This window comes from Lentilactobacillus diolivorans DSM 14421 (assembly GCF_001434255.1).
Classification (GTDB): domain Bacteria; phylum Bacillota; class Bacilli; order Lactobacillales; family Lactobacillaceae; genus Lentilactobacillus; species Lentilactobacillus diolivorans.
Genome location: NZ_AZEY01000108.1, coordinates 89,656 through 105,739 on the forward strand (window position 1 = coordinate 89,656; position 16,084 = coordinate 105,739).

At 38.8% G+C, this 16,084-nt stretch carries 16 protein-coding genes and 1 pseudogene; 8 read left to right on the top strand and 9 right to left on the bottom strand.

The window, feature by feature from the left end:
• Window positions 1-632 precede the first annotated feature (632 nt).
• The 7 genes from FC85_RS14705 to FC85_RS14735 form a co-directional block, all read right to left on the bottom strand.
• Complete coding sequence (locus FC85_RS14705) at window positions 633-1,064, bottom strand: EutP/PduV family microcompartment system protein (RefSeq protein ID WP_057866272.1); 432 nt, start codon at window positions 1,062-1,064, stop codon at window positions 633-635.
• 6 nt (window positions 1,065-1,070) lie between these two features.
• Window positions 1,071-1,862 (bottom strand): DUF4430 domain-containing protein, encoded by a 792-nt coding sequence (locus FC85_RS14710; RefSeq protein ID WP_057866273.1) that lies wholly within the window; start codon window positions 1,860-1,862, stop codon window positions 1,071-1,073.
• 18 nt (window positions 1,863-1,880) lie between these two features.
• On the bottom strand, window positions 1,881-2,924 hold the full coding sequence (locus tag FC85_RS14715; protein ID WP_057866274.1) for a fucose-binding lectin II: 1,044 nt from the start codon (window positions 2,922-2,924) through the stop codon (window positions 1,881-1,883).
• 20 nt (window positions 2,925-2,944) lie between these two features.
• Entirely contained in the window at window positions 2,945-3,589 is a 645-nt protein-coding gene (locus FC85_RS14720; protein WP_057866328.1) for an ECF transporter S component, read from the bottom strand.
• Window positions 3,590-3,705: 116 nt separating this feature from the next.
• On the bottom strand, window positions 3,706-5,364 hold the full coding sequence (locus FC85_RS14725; protein WP_057866275.1) for an ABC transporter ATP-binding protein: 1,659 nt from the start codon (window positions 5,362-5,364) through the stop codon (window positions 3,706-3,708).
• Complete coding sequence (locus FC85_RS14730) at window positions 5,352-6,248, bottom strand: energy-coupling factor transporter transmembrane component T (RefSeq protein WP_057866276.1); 897 nt, start codon at window positions 6,246-6,248, stop codon at window positions 5,352-5,354. The genes FC85_RS14725 and FC85_RS14730 overlap by 13 nt, the downstream gene beginning before the upstream one ends.
• 584 nt (window positions 6,249-6,832) lie before the next feature.
• On the bottom strand, window positions 6,833-8,809 hold the full coding sequence (locus FC85_RS14735; protein WP_057866277.1) for a M13 family metallopeptidase: 1,977 nt from the start codon (window positions 8,807-8,809) through the stop codon (window positions 6,833-6,835).
• Between the two features lie 300 nt (window positions 8,810-9,109).
• On the opposite strand from FC85_RS14735, the gene FC85_RS16225 reads away from it, so the two are divergent.
• Window positions 9,110-9,364 carry a recombinase family protein gene (locus FC85_RS16225; protein ID WP_057866278.1) on the top strand — a complete coding sequence of 85 codons (255 nt, stop codon included), beginning with the start codon at window positions 9,110-9,112 and terminating at the stop codon, window positions 9,362-9,364.
• A gap of 22 nt (window positions 9,365-9,386) precedes the next feature.
• Window positions 9,387-9,695 (top strand): recombinase family protein, encoded by a 309-nt coding sequence (locus FC85_RS16230; RefSeq protein WP_169788450.1) that lies wholly within the window; start codon window positions 9,387-9,389, stop codon window positions 9,693-9,695.
• Window positions 9,696-9,725: 30 nt separating this feature from the next.
• On the opposite strand, the gene FC85_RS14750 is transcribed toward FC85_RS16230, so the two are convergent.
• The gene (locus tag FC85_RS14750; protein ID WP_057866279.1) at window positions 9,726-10,526 is read right to left on the bottom strand and encodes a CPBP family intramembrane glutamic endopeptidase; all 801 of its coding nucleotides are present in this window, start codon (window positions 10,524-10,526) and stop codon (window positions 9,726-9,728) included.
• Between the two features lie 468 nt (window positions 10,527-10,994).
• On the opposite strand from FC85_RS14750, the gene FC85_RS14755 reads away from it, so the two are divergent.
• From FC85_RS14755 to FC85_RS15590, 6 genes and pseudogenes are all read left to right on the top strand, one after another.
• On the top strand, window positions 10,995-11,342 hold the full coding sequence (locus FC85_RS14755; protein ID WP_057866280.1) for a LytTR family DNA-binding domain-containing protein: 348 nt from the start codon (window positions 10,995-10,997) through the stop codon (window positions 11,340-11,342).
• 106 nt (window positions 11,343-11,448) lie between these two features.
• Entirely contained in the window at window positions 11,449-12,057 is a 609-nt protein-coding gene (locus FC85_RS14760; protein ID WP_057866281.1) for an accessory gene regulator B family protein, read from the top strand.
• 668 nt (window positions 12,058-12,725) lie between these two features.
• On the top strand, window positions 12,726-13,445 hold the full coding sequence (locus FC85_RS14765; RefSeq protein WP_057866282.1) for a sensor histidine kinase: 720 nt from the start codon (window positions 12,726-12,728) through the stop codon (window positions 13,443-13,445).
• Window positions 13,446-14,189 (top strand): response regulator transcription factor, encoded by a 744-nt coding sequence (locus FC85_RS14770; RefSeq protein ID WP_057866283.1) that lies wholly within the window; start codon window positions 13,446-13,448, stop codon window positions 14,187-14,189.
• A gap of 470 nt (window positions 14,190-14,659) precedes the next feature.
• Window positions 14,660-14,908, top strand: a complete 249-nt coding sequence (locus tag FC85_RS14775) for a hypothetical protein (RefSeq protein WP_057866284.1) — start codon at window positions 14,660-14,662, stop codon at window positions 14,906-14,908.
• A gap of 32 nt (window positions 14,909-14,940) precedes the next feature.
• Window positions 14,941-15,090, top strand: a pseudogene (locus tag FC85_RS15590) (transposase); the annotation flags it as partial.
• A gap of 341 nt (window positions 15,091-15,431) precedes the next feature.
• On the opposite strand, the gene FC85_RS14780 reads toward FC85_RS15590, so the two are convergent.
• Window positions 15,432-15,956 (bottom strand): DUF2207 domain-containing protein, encoded by a 525-nt coding sequence (locus FC85_RS14780; protein ID WP_147008619.1) that lies wholly within the window; start codon window positions 15,954-15,956, stop codon window positions 15,432-15,434.
• Window positions 15,957-16,084 lie beyond the last annotated feature (128 nt).

Sequence of the window (16,084 nt, forward strand, 5' to 3'; positions counted from 1 at the left end):
TAATCATGACTACACAAATAGGGACTGGGAAAAATTACCCTTGTCCCAGCCTCCCGTTTTGTGTAAATGTGATTATTATTCGAGCAAAAGCATGAGGTAAAAAACAGCTTCCAGCCGTGTAAGGCAGTTATCCAAATAATTAAGTTCAGAATATCTCGGTGGACTTGTTACTTAGTTAAAGAGTGGACCAGCAAGCAGACCCCGGCCATATAAGCCCCCTAACTTAATATTCCAAAATCAGGGATATTAAGTTGAACTTGTTACTTGGTTGAAACGTGGACCAGCAAGCAGGCCCCGGCCATATAAGCCCCTTAACTTAATATCCTAAAATCAGGGATATCAAGTTGAACTTGTTACTTGGTTGAAACGTGGACCAGCAAGCAGGCCCCGGCCATATAAGCCCCCTAACTTAATATTCCAAAATCAGGAATATCTCGTTGAACTTTTTACTTGGTTGAAACGTGGACCAGCAAGCAGACTCCGGCCATATAAGCCCCCTAACCTTAATATTCCAGAATCGGGAACATTAAGGTTAGGGGGCTTATATTCTGGAGTCTAAACGCTTGCTGGTCCACTCTGTTTTTAGCCTGATTAAATTGTTGGTACATGTCACGATTCAACAAAGAATACGATTAGTACTGTTTTAAATAATCCATGAATTCCTTCACGTTGGTTCCCTTGATCGCGGAAACAGTGAAAACTTTTTTAACACCGGCTTCAAGTAACCGTTTCTTGACTAAGTCGATTTGTTGTTGCGTCGCTAAATCAATTTTGGTGACGACACCAATGGATTCCTGCGTAAACATGGTACTAAATCCAGCTGGCAGGACGATTCGCGGGTCAACGGCACTTTGCATTAAAACGACCAGCTTGGCACCGGTGGAAGTTGTTCTCAACCCTGAGTACAATTCCCGATGCTCAACGTATTCACCAGGGGTATCAATGATATTATCGTAAAATTCAATGGCTTGAGTTTTGTTGTAGCGGATGTGCATATCGCCCATTCTTTGAATGAGGGTGGTTTTACCACAACCAATCGCGCCAACGAACATCGCTTTTTTCATGAGTGATCACTCTTTATAACCGTCAACTGAGAAGTACCAGTGAACAGTTTCACCTTTCTTTAGCCGCTTAAGACCAGCTGATTTGTCAACGAATTTATGGTTAACAGAATACATCCAACCACTGCCGGGGCGGACATCGTTCTCTCTTAACCCATTAATTGAACTGACATAAATATCAGGTGTACTGGTGTAAACGAGCTTTAAATGGGTGGCTTTCAAGACGGAAAATGCGGTTGATTTCTTAGTGATGGGCATTTTGCCAGTGTAGAACGTTTTTTTATATCCGGACACTTTTAAATAGACAGTAGCGTGATGTTGGTCAGACTTTCTTGCAACCACCACCCGTTTCTTTTCAGCGGTTCGCTTTTTAGCAGGCGTGTTTTTCTTCGCTGTTGATTGACGAGCCAATCGCGTTGAAGTGGAGGTGCCTTTTTTGGAAGCAGCCGTTGACCGGTTAGTTGGCTTAGTACCAGAATGACCTTTGGCAGCTTGGTGGGACGTTGTGGTCGAATGAGTCGTTGCCTTTGAACTCGGCTTGTTTTTTCTTGCTTGCTGGTGTTTTTGACCTTGCTTAGCTGCCTGCTTTTTGGATTGGCTGGCAGTCTGCTTGGATTTATCCGACGACTTCTTAGCCGATTTCGTTGAGGTGGGCTGTTTTTGACTGGCAGATTTTTTGGAAGCGGATTGACTCTTTTGCGTCGCAACTGGTGTTGAATGGTTGGACATGACTTGACGAACACCGAATGCCAGACCAAACACGAGGGCGACGCCAATTAAAATACCGACAATTTTTTTCATTTTGAAAGTTCCTAACTATTAGTTCAATGTGTAAACAGAATGCTTCTTTTGAGCCTGTTGGTAAGCAGCCGTTGCTAAATTAACTTGGCCGACACCTAAGAGTTGTGAGTAAGCACCCTTGATCGAACCGGTTTTATTAACGTAACCGAGCATGGCACGCAATGAAGAGGCGGCTTGATTAGCTTTCGTACTGTTGTTAACAAATTTTAGTGTATTCAAGTTGGTTGAAAAGGCAATGACAACTTCAGCGGTTGAGTTGGCATTTGGTGTATTCTTGCCTTGGAAGGTATAACCGTATGAACCAGAAGGATAGACGGCATTCTTTAAGTAGGTTTGGCCCTTGGTGATGGCACCGGTAACGGCACTGCTGTTGGTTTTACCGCGAGTTAACCCGATAACGGCCATTGAAGTCGTATCGCTGTCAACCGTGGCAAGGTTATTACTGTAGCCCCAGCCGTTGTTGCTTTGTTGGGTCTTCACAATGGCATTGCTTAAGCTGGCTTTTGTAAACTTGGCATTGGCTGGCCGTTTAAATGACGAACTAGCCGATAATGCAATTAAAGACTGGCTTTGAACGTTAACCGTTTGTTTGGTCATTGATTGACGGTAAAGTTGGGAAACCAAATTCATAGATTTTTTTGCCCCAGCTGGTTTGAAGTTGGTTGGATTGAGGCCAACTGCTTTCAAGCCCATAATGGCAGTTGCCAAATCAGCAGCGGTACTCTTTGAGTTAACGACCAAATTTTTAGCGACTAAATTTTTCTGGTTTTTGGTAAATTTGTACCCGTGACCCTTTAAACCAACTAAAAGATCGGAGTAACCAGCTGCGGCACCAGTTGTTTTATAAGCCTTCTTGCTGAAAATATAAGCCGTTTTGCCAGAAAGGCCAGTTCGATTCTTAGCCATCATTTTTTTGGCGTAAGTGTAAAGCGCCTTATTTTTACTCTTTTGGTAACTGGTTGAAGCAGTTTTGACAGCTGCTTGAGAAGTAATAGCAGGAGCCATAGCACCAAATGTTAACAGACTTGCAACGGATAACACTAATAATTTGGTTTTCTTCATGAATAATCACACTTTCAAATTTATTTAGATAGTAACTGATACTTCTGAACTAAACGATTAAATAATAGTTCCCATGGTTTGTACAAAAAGGTTAATAACAAAACGTTGGCTCCGGCATGGAGAGCATCAAACGGTACGCTGGCACCGAATGCTAAAATGAAACTTTTTAAATTGAGCGGATTAATATAGGCTAATGCGTACCAAAGATCCATAATCCAACCGAATAAGAAGCCCCAAACGCCGCCAAAAATAACGACCAAGAGCAGACTTTTCTTAATCCTGGTTTTGCCTAAAAGACCAGCCGTTAATCCCATTAACCCCCAAGCAAGCATTTGCCATGGTGTCCATGGCCCCTGGCCTAAGAACATGTTTGAGACTAAAGCGGTTGTTGATCCGGTGATAAAACCTAATTCGGGTCCCAAGCTGATGCCACCGATAATGATGATAAAGCTGGCAGCTTGAACGCTTGGAATAGCAGCGAGTGGTACCCGACCGGCAACCGCCAACGCAATTAAAATTGCAATGAACATTAATGTTTTGGTTCTGATTGGCTCACGTTCAAAGCGCCAATATGCTGGCAGGATACTACATAGTAAACACATAAAACTAAATAGCAGATAATGTTTTCCTCGTAATAGAAGTAGCAACACTAAAAAGGTCATCATTAACAGAACAGCGATTAGCAGCCGATGAACATAGGTTAGATCAAGAAGTTTTTTCAAGCATGACTCACCCCCTTTCAAGTCACTTCCAAAGCTAATTGATATTAATTGGTTAACCCCTAACCATTCGAAGCGTTGTTAAGTTCAATGTCCCTTGCCAGCATTGCCTCTGGAACTTGATTTCTGACCAAGCGATTAATTGATGTTGTAAAGAAGAAATTATGGGTAAAAAAATTTCTTGTTGGTAAATACGTATTAATGTGGCCGTCGAACATGAAGGCACAGTGATCGGCAAATGTGGCGCAAAAGCCCATATCGTGGCTTGCCATAATAATGGTTGTCCCGGCTTGTTGCACCTGCTTTAAAATATTGCCAACAAAATTTTTAGTAAATGGATCCAATCCCTTGGTGGGTTCATCCAAAATAAGAAGGGTTGGTTTTGCTAATAAAGCAATTGCCAAGCCAAGGAGTTGTTGTTGACCGCCACTGATATCGAATGGATTATGTTTGAGAATCGACTGGAGTTTCAGCTGGTCAACAATCGCGTTAATCCGTGATTGGGGATGATCTAAAGCTAATTCCCTGGCTTGGATAGTTAGTTGCTCATAGACACTTCCGCTTCGAAATTGAAGAGTTGGGGTTTGCGATAGAAAGGAAAGGGATTTGATTCGTTGTGGCGTAGGAATCTTCCAAACAACCTTTTGATTAAAATAAACCTTCCCGTGTTGCGGTGTTCGCAATCCAGTTAATAAATTTAACAGCGTCGATTTGCCAGCCCCATTTTTACCGATAATTGCCAGCCAATCTCCTTGATGGACATTTAAATCCAAGTGGTCAACAACATTTTTTTGCCGGTCAAATGAAAACTGAATATTCTTAGCTTTTAAAATGACATTGGCAGGTCGCTGAATTGGTGATTGGGTTAAGGCTGTTGTTGGCTTGAAGTGAATCCGATCCTTGCGAATTGCCCGTTGTCCCGCGGCCACTGAAATTGGTAGGTCGTCGAGATGACGCTTACCAGCCAGAAAGACTTGTGAGACGGGAGGAATAAAGTATCCCAGCCGCTCATCGTTACCCATTAGCTTGATTCCCTCAGTCGGTGGGCCGTCAAACGTAATTGTTTGATGTTGAATCAAGAGCATCCGGTTAGCTAGTGAAAGCGCGATGCTTAAATGATGTTCGCTGAGGATGATGGTAATTCCCAGTTCCTCATGGACGCGGCGGAGTACTTCAAAGAAATGCTGAGTGGTGAGCGGATCCAATTGAGAAGTTGGCTCATCCAATAAGATAATTTTAGGTCGAAGAATGAGGACGGATGCCAAGTTGGCCAGTTGCAGTTGACCACCGGAGAGTTCACTGATTTGGCGGTCCAGCAATTGATCAAGTCCTAAGTAATTACTTAGTTCAGCGATTCGGCGTTCAATTTCATTACTGGGGCAGCCAACGTTTTCTAATGGGAAAGCCAGTTCTTCGATAACTGTCGACATGATCGGCTGGGTTTGCGGATTTTGAGCAACGTATCCCACGGTTTGGGCGCTGTCGAGTTGGGAAAGGGTTTTGATGGGCTTACCGTTAATTAAGACGTCACCGGTCGTTTCCCCAGCTGGAATGAGTTCTTTTTTCAGGTGGTTGAGCAGGGTGGTTTTGCCGCTTCCAGTATCGCCGGCAATGACAATAAAGTCGCCATGATTAACGGTAAGGTTGATATCTTTTAAAACTGGCTGTTGTTGGGCTGGATAAGTGAACGTTAAATCTTGAATTTGAATTAATTGGTCCATAAATGGTAGACCCCCTCAGCGATTAATGGCATTAACGTAAAGCTACCCAATAGAACCATTGGATAAAGGTCGCCAGTGAAAAGGATGGTGTTGAAATCGGCAACCGAATTCGTCCAACCCATTGCGTTGATCCTTACAAACAATAATAACGCAAAAGCAGCCGTGGTAACCATCAGAAAGAACCAGTCGGTTGGGTTAAAACGATAGGAACGGTAATGAGTTCGCTTGGCGGCCCCGAAGCCACGGGCATCCATCAGATTGGCAGTCTCCATCGCGGATGATAGGGAATCTTCAAGCAAAATTTGAAACAGACTTAATATTTTTTTTAGCCGGGTTGGTAATGATCCAGTTGTGGTATCGAGATTTCGAGTCTTTTGTAAAAGTAACAGCTGACCAAATCGTTTGATTAAATCTCTGACTAGATTAAACGAAATTGTGACCAGTAGTGCGAGCTTTGGTGTTATTGGCGCAAAAACATAAATTAATTTATTGGCGGTTAAAATGGTGTTTAACAAGGCAAACGTCATTAACATCTCGGTCAACATGATTCCCATCGTGATGCCGTAGAGGAGCGCCGGATAGGATAACTTAAATGTGAAAAAGCCGGTTGACACTTTCCATAGAAAGGGTGAAAACTTTTGATTAAGTAAGACGTTAAAAAAGACAATCATGAAAAATAAGACGCCGTTGAATTTGAGCTGTTGCCAAGCAGCGTGTCTGCCAAGATAGAAAACATTGATGATCATCAAAGAAACAATTCCTGTCAACGCCACGGCAACGTGATTGAACAGCATTGTCAGAACAATTAATTCACCAAAAAAGATGGTGGCAATGATGGGATGCAGTTGAAAAAAGAAAGTCATTTTGATTGGTATTTGGCGCATGGCAGAAACCTCTTTCACAGTCTAGTAAACCCTTACAATTATAACATCAAATGGGTTGGAATAAATGGCTTTATGGTGTGCGGTTCGCCTGTTATGTTGGAAACAGCGATGAATGAGCAAAATGAGGTTTTTAATTTCTTTTGTTAATACTAAAAAACGTGGCACGAAAAGTAACTTTTAGTGAATCAGTCCTTTTTCGTGTCACGTTAATACAATTAGTGATTAAATTAGCAGATTGTAGCGGTTATTGTGTTGCTATTGTGATTGTCACCGAATGAAAAATATGTGCCAGTGGATAAATGCCGACTATTTAAACCGATTAGCCAAATATTCAGGATCAGAATATGCTTTGATGGACTGGCTAAATAGCCGAAACGTGTGACAGCAAGCAGACCCCGGCCATATAAGGCCCTTAATCAAATATTCAGATTCAGAATATGCTTTGCTGGGACTGGCTAAATAGCCGAAACGTGTGACAAAAAACAGCTTCCGGCCATATAAGGACTCTAATCCCAATATTCAAACCCGGAATATTGAAATTAGAGTCCTTATATTCTGGAAGCTAACCGTTTTTTGTCACACTCTTACCAAATTTTAACCCGCTCTTCCGGCTTCAAGTACATGCCATCACCAGGTTGAACTTCAAACGTGGCATAGAAGTCGTCCAGATTCTTGACCTGCACATTTGCCCGCAATTCAGCTGGCGCGTGGACATCAATATTTAGTAGTAATTGCTTATATTCCTTAGTTGCTTTCATCCGCCAAACTTTTGCCCAGTTGATGAAGAAATCATATAAGTTGTAGTTACCCTCGTTTTTAGCGGCTTCGTTGGCACAACTGAGACCACCAGCATCGGCAATGTTTTCGGAAACGGTTAACTTACCGTTAACTTTGCCGCCAGCAAATGGAATCCCATTAAATTCGTTAATCATTTTATCAGCCAACTTACTAAAGTATTCATGGTCTTCTTTGGTCCACCAGTTGTTTAAATTCCCTAGTTCATCAAACAGGGAACCGTTGTTGTCAAAGGCATGGGAAATTTCATGTGCGATCACGGCACCAATCCCACCATAATTTTGACTGGACGTTTGTTTTAGGCTGTAGAAGGGTGCCTGCAAAATGGCAGCTGGAAAGACAATAATGTTTTTAAATGGCTCATAATAGGCATTCACCGTGCTGGCACTCATTTCCCAACGAGTTCGGTCAACCGGCTTACCGAGTTTGGCAAAGTTATCTGCCAAAGCAATTCGGCCAAATTTTGACGCGTTTTCAAACAACGTACCGCCTTGATCTTCTGGCGTTACCTGATATTTATATTCAATTTCGTCAATGTGATCGGGGTAACCGACTTGAAGTTCCAATTTATCAAGCTTTAAAATCGCTTTTTCACGAGTCGCTTTGCCCAACCAGGTATTATTTTTCAACCGGTTTTCATAAACGCTAATCATATTCCGAACCATGTGTTCAACGTCAGCCTTGGCTTTTGGCCCGAAATACTTTTTGGCATAATAATCACCAATGGTTTGACCAAAGATTCCTGACGCCAAGTAGAAAGCCGATTTCTTTTGTGGGGTTGCCGACTTTTTGCCGGACAAAGCCCGACCAAAAGTCGAACCGGTTTGTCGGAATTCTTCGGACAGGTAACTGGATGATGAGTAAATTGTATTAACCAGGATCCAGTTCTTCATGTCGCTGAAAGTATCCTCGTTAACGATTGAGTCAAGCGCTTCATAGTACTTAGGCTCCGTGACGATCACCTGTTCCGGTACTTTATCGAAGATTTCCTTCGCCAACTTAGTAATATCCAAATGACTGCTGGATTTAGCGAAATCACTGAATTTCTGTGGGTTGTACATTTTACTGTAATCGGCATTTTCTTCAGATGACTTAACGTGGGGTGCGATTAAGGCATCGAATTTCTTTGCCGACTCGACAATTTGGTCGGCCTCGTTGCTGCTATAATCGGCCAAGACTAATAGTTGGCTGAGGGTCTTGGTTAAAATTGGCATTAATTGTTTGTAAGCTGGATTATTATTTTCGTAGTAGGTCCGATCTGGCAGAAATAGGCGTGGCACACCGGCAAATAAAGCGTTGATTTGGGTATTCTTCATGTCGGGACCAACGTCAAATCCAAACGGCAAATTAAACCCTTCTTTGACCCAGTCGCCGATTTGGGCGTTTAAATCATCAAAACTGGTGATGTTTTCAATCTTTTCCAAGTATGGTTTTAACGGTTCAGCTCCGTCAGCATCCCGTTTCTTGAAGTTTTGAGCCAGTTCATAAAATTTTAAAAATTCGGAGAAAGGTGCCTCGTAACTGTTTTTGTTGCCTTTTAGGATCTCGTCCAAATCGCCCATTAATAGTTTATCAATGTTGTCATTGAGATCCATAAAGCCACCGGTTGATGAATGATCAGCCGGAATTTTAGCAGTCTTTTCCCAACGGCCGTTGACGGCTTGATAAAGGTCATCTTTCAATAGAGATTTATCAATCGAATCACTGGTTGGCTGGTCTGATTGACCACCTTCAGCATTATTGGCTGCGACTAATAGATTTTTCAAACAAATTCCTCCTTCTGCGATATGTGGATCATTTGGTTTGAAACTAGAGTACGCTGTTCCGAAACGTTTCTCAACCAAATGTCACAATTCCTATAAAATTAATTATACGCTAATTATGAGAGAATGATTAGAGCACGAATGTGGAAAACCATAGTTTTTGGAAAGGTTTCGCTATACTTTGATTAGGTTGATTTAACCGGGTTTTGAGTTTTCAAAAACTCATTATCAAAAAGTTTATAATAAACCATTGTGAAAAGATAGCTAAATTTATCCTGGCTATCAAAAACTAAGGAGTCACTCATGATTATTGGATATGCACGGGTTTCAAAAGATGATCAGAATCTCAATCGCCAAATCGATCAATTAACGGCTTATGGTGCCGAAAAAATCATTCAAGAAAAATTTACCGGGACCCGGCAAAAAAGACCGGGAATTATCCAGCTTTTCCAGACCATTTGGGCTCATGATGTCGTGGTCGTTGAAAGCATTTCCCGCTTGGGCCGAAATACGTTGGATATTTTAAATTTGATTACTGCTGCACCAAAAACAAATTAAGTTTGTTTCTTTAAAGGAGCAGATGGACACCGAGACACCAACTGGTCGAGCCATGTTGCAAATGATGAGTGTGATTTCAGAACTGGAGCGGAATTTATTAGCCGATCGGGTTAAAGAAGGAATTGCGGCCAGTCGTCGACGTGGCGTAACAGTTGGCCGTCCACAAATCGCCCAAGAAAAGTTGGATATTGCCATTCGGATGTATCAAAGTGGTGACTATTCAGTTAAAGAGATTTTAACCACTAACCCAATTTTCTCTGGAACTTTTTACCGCGAAGTGAATCGGTTGAAACTAAAAAAGCTCAAACGAAAAAACGAACAACCTCACTAATTTAAGTGCTGGTTATTCGCCTTTCTACCGCTACTTTTCGTTTGGATGTTCCATTGACCCCTTGTTGCTTACTAACAATTTCTTTTTGAAAAATAGTCCTTGTTCGTAGATAAATATAATGAAAATTAAAAACGTAATTATTATTCCGTATATGAGTAAGGCTGACCCCCATGGAGCAACCTTACTCATAATGGGCCCGCTTGGAACTAAATCTATCCATGAATGGATCAAAACACTTAACCATATATCTTTTGAAATAATTCTGACAGCTACTAATATTAGTCCCATTGCAATAGCAAATATTACTTGCTGCAATGTGCCTTCTAGTGGTTGCCCTCCCCAGAAGAAATTTGACAAATGCCAAAAGCCAAAAAGCAATGAAGAGATGATGCCTGAATAGGTCAGGGGTAAATTACTTTTACTCAATATATTAAGTATTGCTTGAAAAAACATTCCTCTGAAAAGAAATTCCTCGAGCAGTGCTGACGATACAGCAATTAACAGAATTACTAAGAAATTAGCTGAGTTTATTACAATGTGTATGTGGGTATAAATACCATTGAATGCAACAAAAATAAATAAAATTAGCAGTGCTGAAAGTGTAACTGCCCATCTAAGTTCTATCTTTTGTCTAATCTTTAACTTTGTGGTTTTAAAAATAAGATAGTACATAACTAGGAAAATAATGACCATTACACAATGAATTATTGCTAATTGAATAGTTAGCATCACATTTCCCGCTCTTAGGGCTGCACTGATCCAGAAAATACTAAATGATAAAAATGCAACAAACAACTGCTTGAATCCTTTGTTTATTCTTGATCTTCCCATAATGTATTGTCCTCTGTAGGAGTCTTATTTAAACGTGCGATTTTCCAAGCATAGCATCGGGTTGATCTTGTAACTTCAATACTGGGTTGTTGTTCATAATGATTATCTCCTCTTTTTTATATTGCTGTTACCAACAATTAATGTAATCAGTTTAATGAATAAAGTCTTTCGGAATACCTTATATCATTAGATACACATTAATTACTAAAAGCAACCAATGCTTGATTACGATTGTTACTTTACATCAGATAGATAGCTTCTTAAATACAGATAACCTGAACGGTATGATTATTACCATGAATGGTTAAATTCAAACATAAGCAGTGGTTGGGCAAAGTGTAAGAAGATGATTCAAATTACCAATCACAGCTAATTTTTGGCCTTTCATTACTTTACTAATTTAAATGATTAGTATTTGTTTTATAATGCTTTGTGTTTCTACCTTAAATAACGATTGGAGATATACGAATGGAAGAAAAGACTATACTACTGAATAATAAAAATAGTTCTCAACTAATTCAGATGAATAAATTATTGTTTGTTACAACGTCAATTCATGATCACTATCTAGACTTTATTACAAAAGATGAAACCTTGATTTCACAAGGAACTTTAAGGGAACTTGAAAATAAGTATTCTGAGCTTATTCGTTGTCATCGCCATATATTAGTAAATATCAATGCTATTAAAAGTATCGATAAAAAATATCATCGAATTTATTTCTGGGAGAGTCAAAATATTCATTGTAACATCTCGAGACGACAATATATAAAAGTTTACTCTGCTTGGGAAAGACACGTACAAATGACTTTTTAACTCATTGCCATTTAAAGCGCAGAATCAACCGCTCACGAAATATCTAATGCATTATACTCATACCGGTATATAATAACTACCAAAAGTATAAAGAAGGATTTAGCTCATGAGCGTGTCCAAGTATCTGCTTAACAAGATTTTTGGTAATAGTTCTTTGTCTAAAGATCAGTATGACGTTGCTGATTATCATCTACAGACTCTACTTATAAATTTAAAGAAGTGTTTTATAGTTTATGTGATAGCTATTGTCGTTCATTCATTTTTACTTACCCTATATGTCCACGCCGTTTTTGTAGTCTTCCGTAAGTATGCGGGTGGTTGGCATGCGGAAACGTCTAGGAATTGTACAGTAGTATCAGCACTTTTCTTTATACTTTTACCTAATTTTTTGTACAATTATGTTGCCAACATTAATATTGAGCTCATTATCGTGTTTCAAGTAATAGTATTAGTGATCGCAGCTAGATATTCACCTGCAGATACTGAGAAAAATCCTTTATTCAGTAAAAGTCGAAGGAAGACAATGAAAGTAAGGGCAATTATATTTGTTCTGTTGTTAACACTTTTGTGTTTGCTGTTTTCTTCACTTGTACTGCGTGTTGCAATTTTAATTGGAGAACTTTCAGAATCTGTATTAATTACTCCGGCATTCTATAAATTGTTGGGAAGGAGTTATCGAAATTATGAAAAGTATGAAGTTAAAGAACCTAATTAGAAAATTTATTTTAAATACTGATTTTAGTTGCTTCCTATTCCTTTATGAGCCTACAAATCCCGACTTGAAAAAACATGTTAGGAGATCAGAATGATTAATAATATTCATGTAGATATAGAAGCTTTTTTTCAAATAGTTTTCTTAATTGTTGTTTATTACCAGGTTAGTAACATTCGACCCCGCTTTTTTTTCTATCGCAATTCTATTCTTGGTAACGGTGTTGGGAAACGTTATTTTTAAGAATGCCTTCTTTATATTTGTATTGCTGGCATTTTATTGGATTGGTCTCAAGAATGATCTGACAAAAAAAGATCCCTAGCTTTTTTTTATGCCGTCTATAGCCTTTCGTTTTTTAGCTTCATTGGTAATATATTTATTTCAATTAATCATCATTTTTTTCAAGGGAATTTGCTTTCGACTTTACTAGCTAGTTTTCTACCAATTCTGTTAAATTATGTAATACTGAAGATATTTCACCCTAATTTCCAATTTCTAAAAGGCAACTATACATTTGGATTGGATCATTTGCTGATTTTTATTAACAGTTTCCTTTTTAGTCTTTGTTCATTACAATTCATCGGGTATTTTTATGAGGCTCATTATTCCAGCCTAGATTCTTAGGATATTTTCTCACATTTGGATTCATCGTTCTTCAGATATCTTTACTGATGTATTTAAGTCTCAAAATTCAGCTAATTCAACATACCCAGATTGAAAGTCTACGTGAAGAGCAGTTAAAACAGCTATCTCAATATACTAATCAGATTGAAGGGCTGTACAATGATATTCGTGGAATTCGACATGACCATATCAATGTTATAAAGACCTTACAAAACAGTATAGAAGAACGAAATTTAAAAGGTATTGAAGAAACATTTAACTCTGTAATCAAGAATTTTGGTGCTTCTTTGCAGGGAGAAAAATTTGCTATTACTTATCTTGATAAAGTGAAGATTAGCGCTGTTAAAAGCCTATTAGCATCAAAATTGATTCAAGCTCAAACGGCGGGGATTCAGATAAATGTTGAAATTGATCAACCAGTTACAACTTGTTACATCAATCTGTTAGACTATATTCGTATTTTATCTGTATTTCTCGATAATGCCATTGATGCCTCAAAACAGGCAGCTAATCCTATTTTGTCGATTGCCTTAATTGTAGATAAGCCTAATCACGAAGAGATATTGGTAGTTAAAAATAATTGTAAAGAGACTACTATTGACAAACGAAAGATATTTGAACTAGGGTACTCATCTAAAGGTAAGGGGCGGGGAATTGGTCTTGCAACGGTAAAAGGGTTATTAATTAAGCACCCTAATATAAATCTAGAGACGGAGTTTAAAAACCACTTTTTCACGCAGACGCTTGTCTTACAGGAGGAACCTTAAATGAATATCTTTATTTTAGAAGATAATGTTATTCAACAGCAATATCTTCAGCATTTGGTTGAAAATTATATTCTCAAGGCAGGTTATAAATACAGTGAGAATGTAATAATTACAACTTCGCGACCTGCAGAATTACTCACTAAAGTTACTGAGCATGTAAATTCAAATGTTTATTTTTTAGATATACAAATAAAAGATGATCATAGAGCTGGATTGAAACTTGCGAAAAATATACGGGCTTTAGACCCATTTGGTTGGATAGTTTTTGTTACTACACACTCTGAGTTTCTTCCAATCACTTATCAATATAAGTTAACTGCGCTGGATTTTATTGAAAAAGATCTTGGCGAGCAAGACTTTGGTGTCAGAGTTAACGAATGCCTAGATATCGCGTATTCTAAGGAAAAAATTTCGAAATCAGATGACATATTCGTATTCGACAATCAACACTCAAGATTTCAGATTCCATTTGCTGACATTTTATATTTTGAGACAACTGAACTCACACATAAAATTCGACTTGTGACACTGACAAAACATAGTGAATTTTATGCAAATCTTAATGACATCGAACGGATGGATGATCGCTTATTTAAGTGTCATAAATCTTATGTAGTAAATATTAATAATATACGTCGTGTAGATAAAAAAATAAAAACAATTTTTTTCGATCATGATTCTGAAAGCTGCTTGGTATCTCGTAATAAGTTGAAGCCGCTTCTGAAATTATTATCATATAATTAAATCGTTTTATGTACCTGTTTTAAGTGGTTTCGCTGAGTGCTAAGGGCAGTTTAAAAATGTTTTTTACAAATGACTCCTTTCCATACTTCCGTGCTTGGGCTAATTTTTTCAAGTAATAGTATTTTTAGACGCAAACTTTCAAATTAGTTGTGGCTAAACATGCCACGCTTAATAAATTTCAATTTGGTATTTTGCTCCTCAACCGATCCGTTAGAATACTCTCGAAAAATAATTGCATTCTGAATTGCTGTGGCTGGATGTTCCATTGCACTCTAAATCCACTACCACCTTTTTTCACAAGAAAAGCCCCACAATCACTAGACTTACTTGTCTAACAATTGTGGGACACTTCAAGATCCCTGTTGTTGGGTTATGCTCTATTTACTTGAATATTAAAATCAAAATCATCATTATTTTAATGCTTTTAACCTATCCAAGACCTGTTACCGAAATGACCACAGTTTTTCCAAGTGGTTAAATCAACCGGAGACGGCAATTCCCCAGCAGCCAAGCAGGCCGATTTTGAATGCCAACTGCGCTTGAAGACGTTGGCCGCCATGCGTGAAATCGATCAACCTACCGCTTTATTAGCTGATTTACTGACCGATCGGTATATTCGCCACTTAACCATTCCACAAACGGTGGCTGATTTATCTACCAAGTACCATCAGGGTTATCTCGCCGGACTGTTAACCGATATCAAAACCGGGCCTTATTAATCTTTGCCTATGCCTGCCCGCGTGACTTGTCGGTTAACATGTTGCGATTACGGCTGTTTAAAATAGCTGGGAAAGTCGTCCGCAGCGGGCGCAAAATCCAGCTGAAATTAAGCACCCATCATGTTTATCGAAACCTGTTTTACCAATTGCTAGCCCAGATTCAAGCTCTGGGTTACTCATAATAGCGTATTGAGGGCTGAGCTAACTTAAAAAATTGATTCCTTTAACACCAAGGGAAAAGTGCACCCAAAATTTAGAAAAGCCACGTTAAGTTATCCCCCAGAATGGCCGAAGTGTCGCTAAAGTGATCATTAAGGTCAAAGATAGCCAATCCTTTTAACGAAACCGTTAAAAGGATTGGCTATTTTGAAGCTATGAATAATTCGGGGTTTATTATAAACTTTTTGATAATGAGTTTTTGAAAACTCAAAACCCGGTTAAATCAACCTAATCAAAGTATAGCGAAACCTTTCCAAAAACTATTGTCTAGTGGTGTCATAACCTGAAATAATGATTCTTTCAATTAGTCTATAACCCGGCTTAAGGTATATGCTTTTTCACAAATTTCATAGACCAAATCATATTCATGATCAATTAACGGTTGGTATTTATGGGTTGATTTTATCATTCGGTGTTTAAAAACCGGATAGGGTAGAATCCAGCCAACGAGCCCAACTGTCCCTAAAACAACCATCCCAATTGTGTATCCGGCGTCATTGGCAAAAACTGATCCGGCTACAAAAGCAGTCCCGATAAGGCCAATGATACTTGCAACAATTGTGGGTGAAAGTGTTTTTAATCTTTCAAGTTTTTCAATATTTGCCATCTTTGACTCAAATTTACGCTGAAGCCGTTTTAATTCAGTCTGATTAATCAGCTTTCGATCACGTTTCATTTTTAGTAGTGTCTTGTCATGATGTTCTTTACCAGCACTTTTTCGTTCAATCTGCCACCCAAAATTAGGGTAAGCGTCGGAGTAAATATCAACATATTTTTTATCAATTAGGATGTCACGGTGTTCATAGCCGATAAAATGTTTACTCATCATTAGTCTCGCCAATCTGTATAGGATTTACAACCTATAAAAAATAGGTTGCAGCTTGTAGTTCCATATTACCGGAAAGAATTTGATTTGTTGTTTGAAAAATGTTAATTATTAAAGAAGGTGTCTTTATT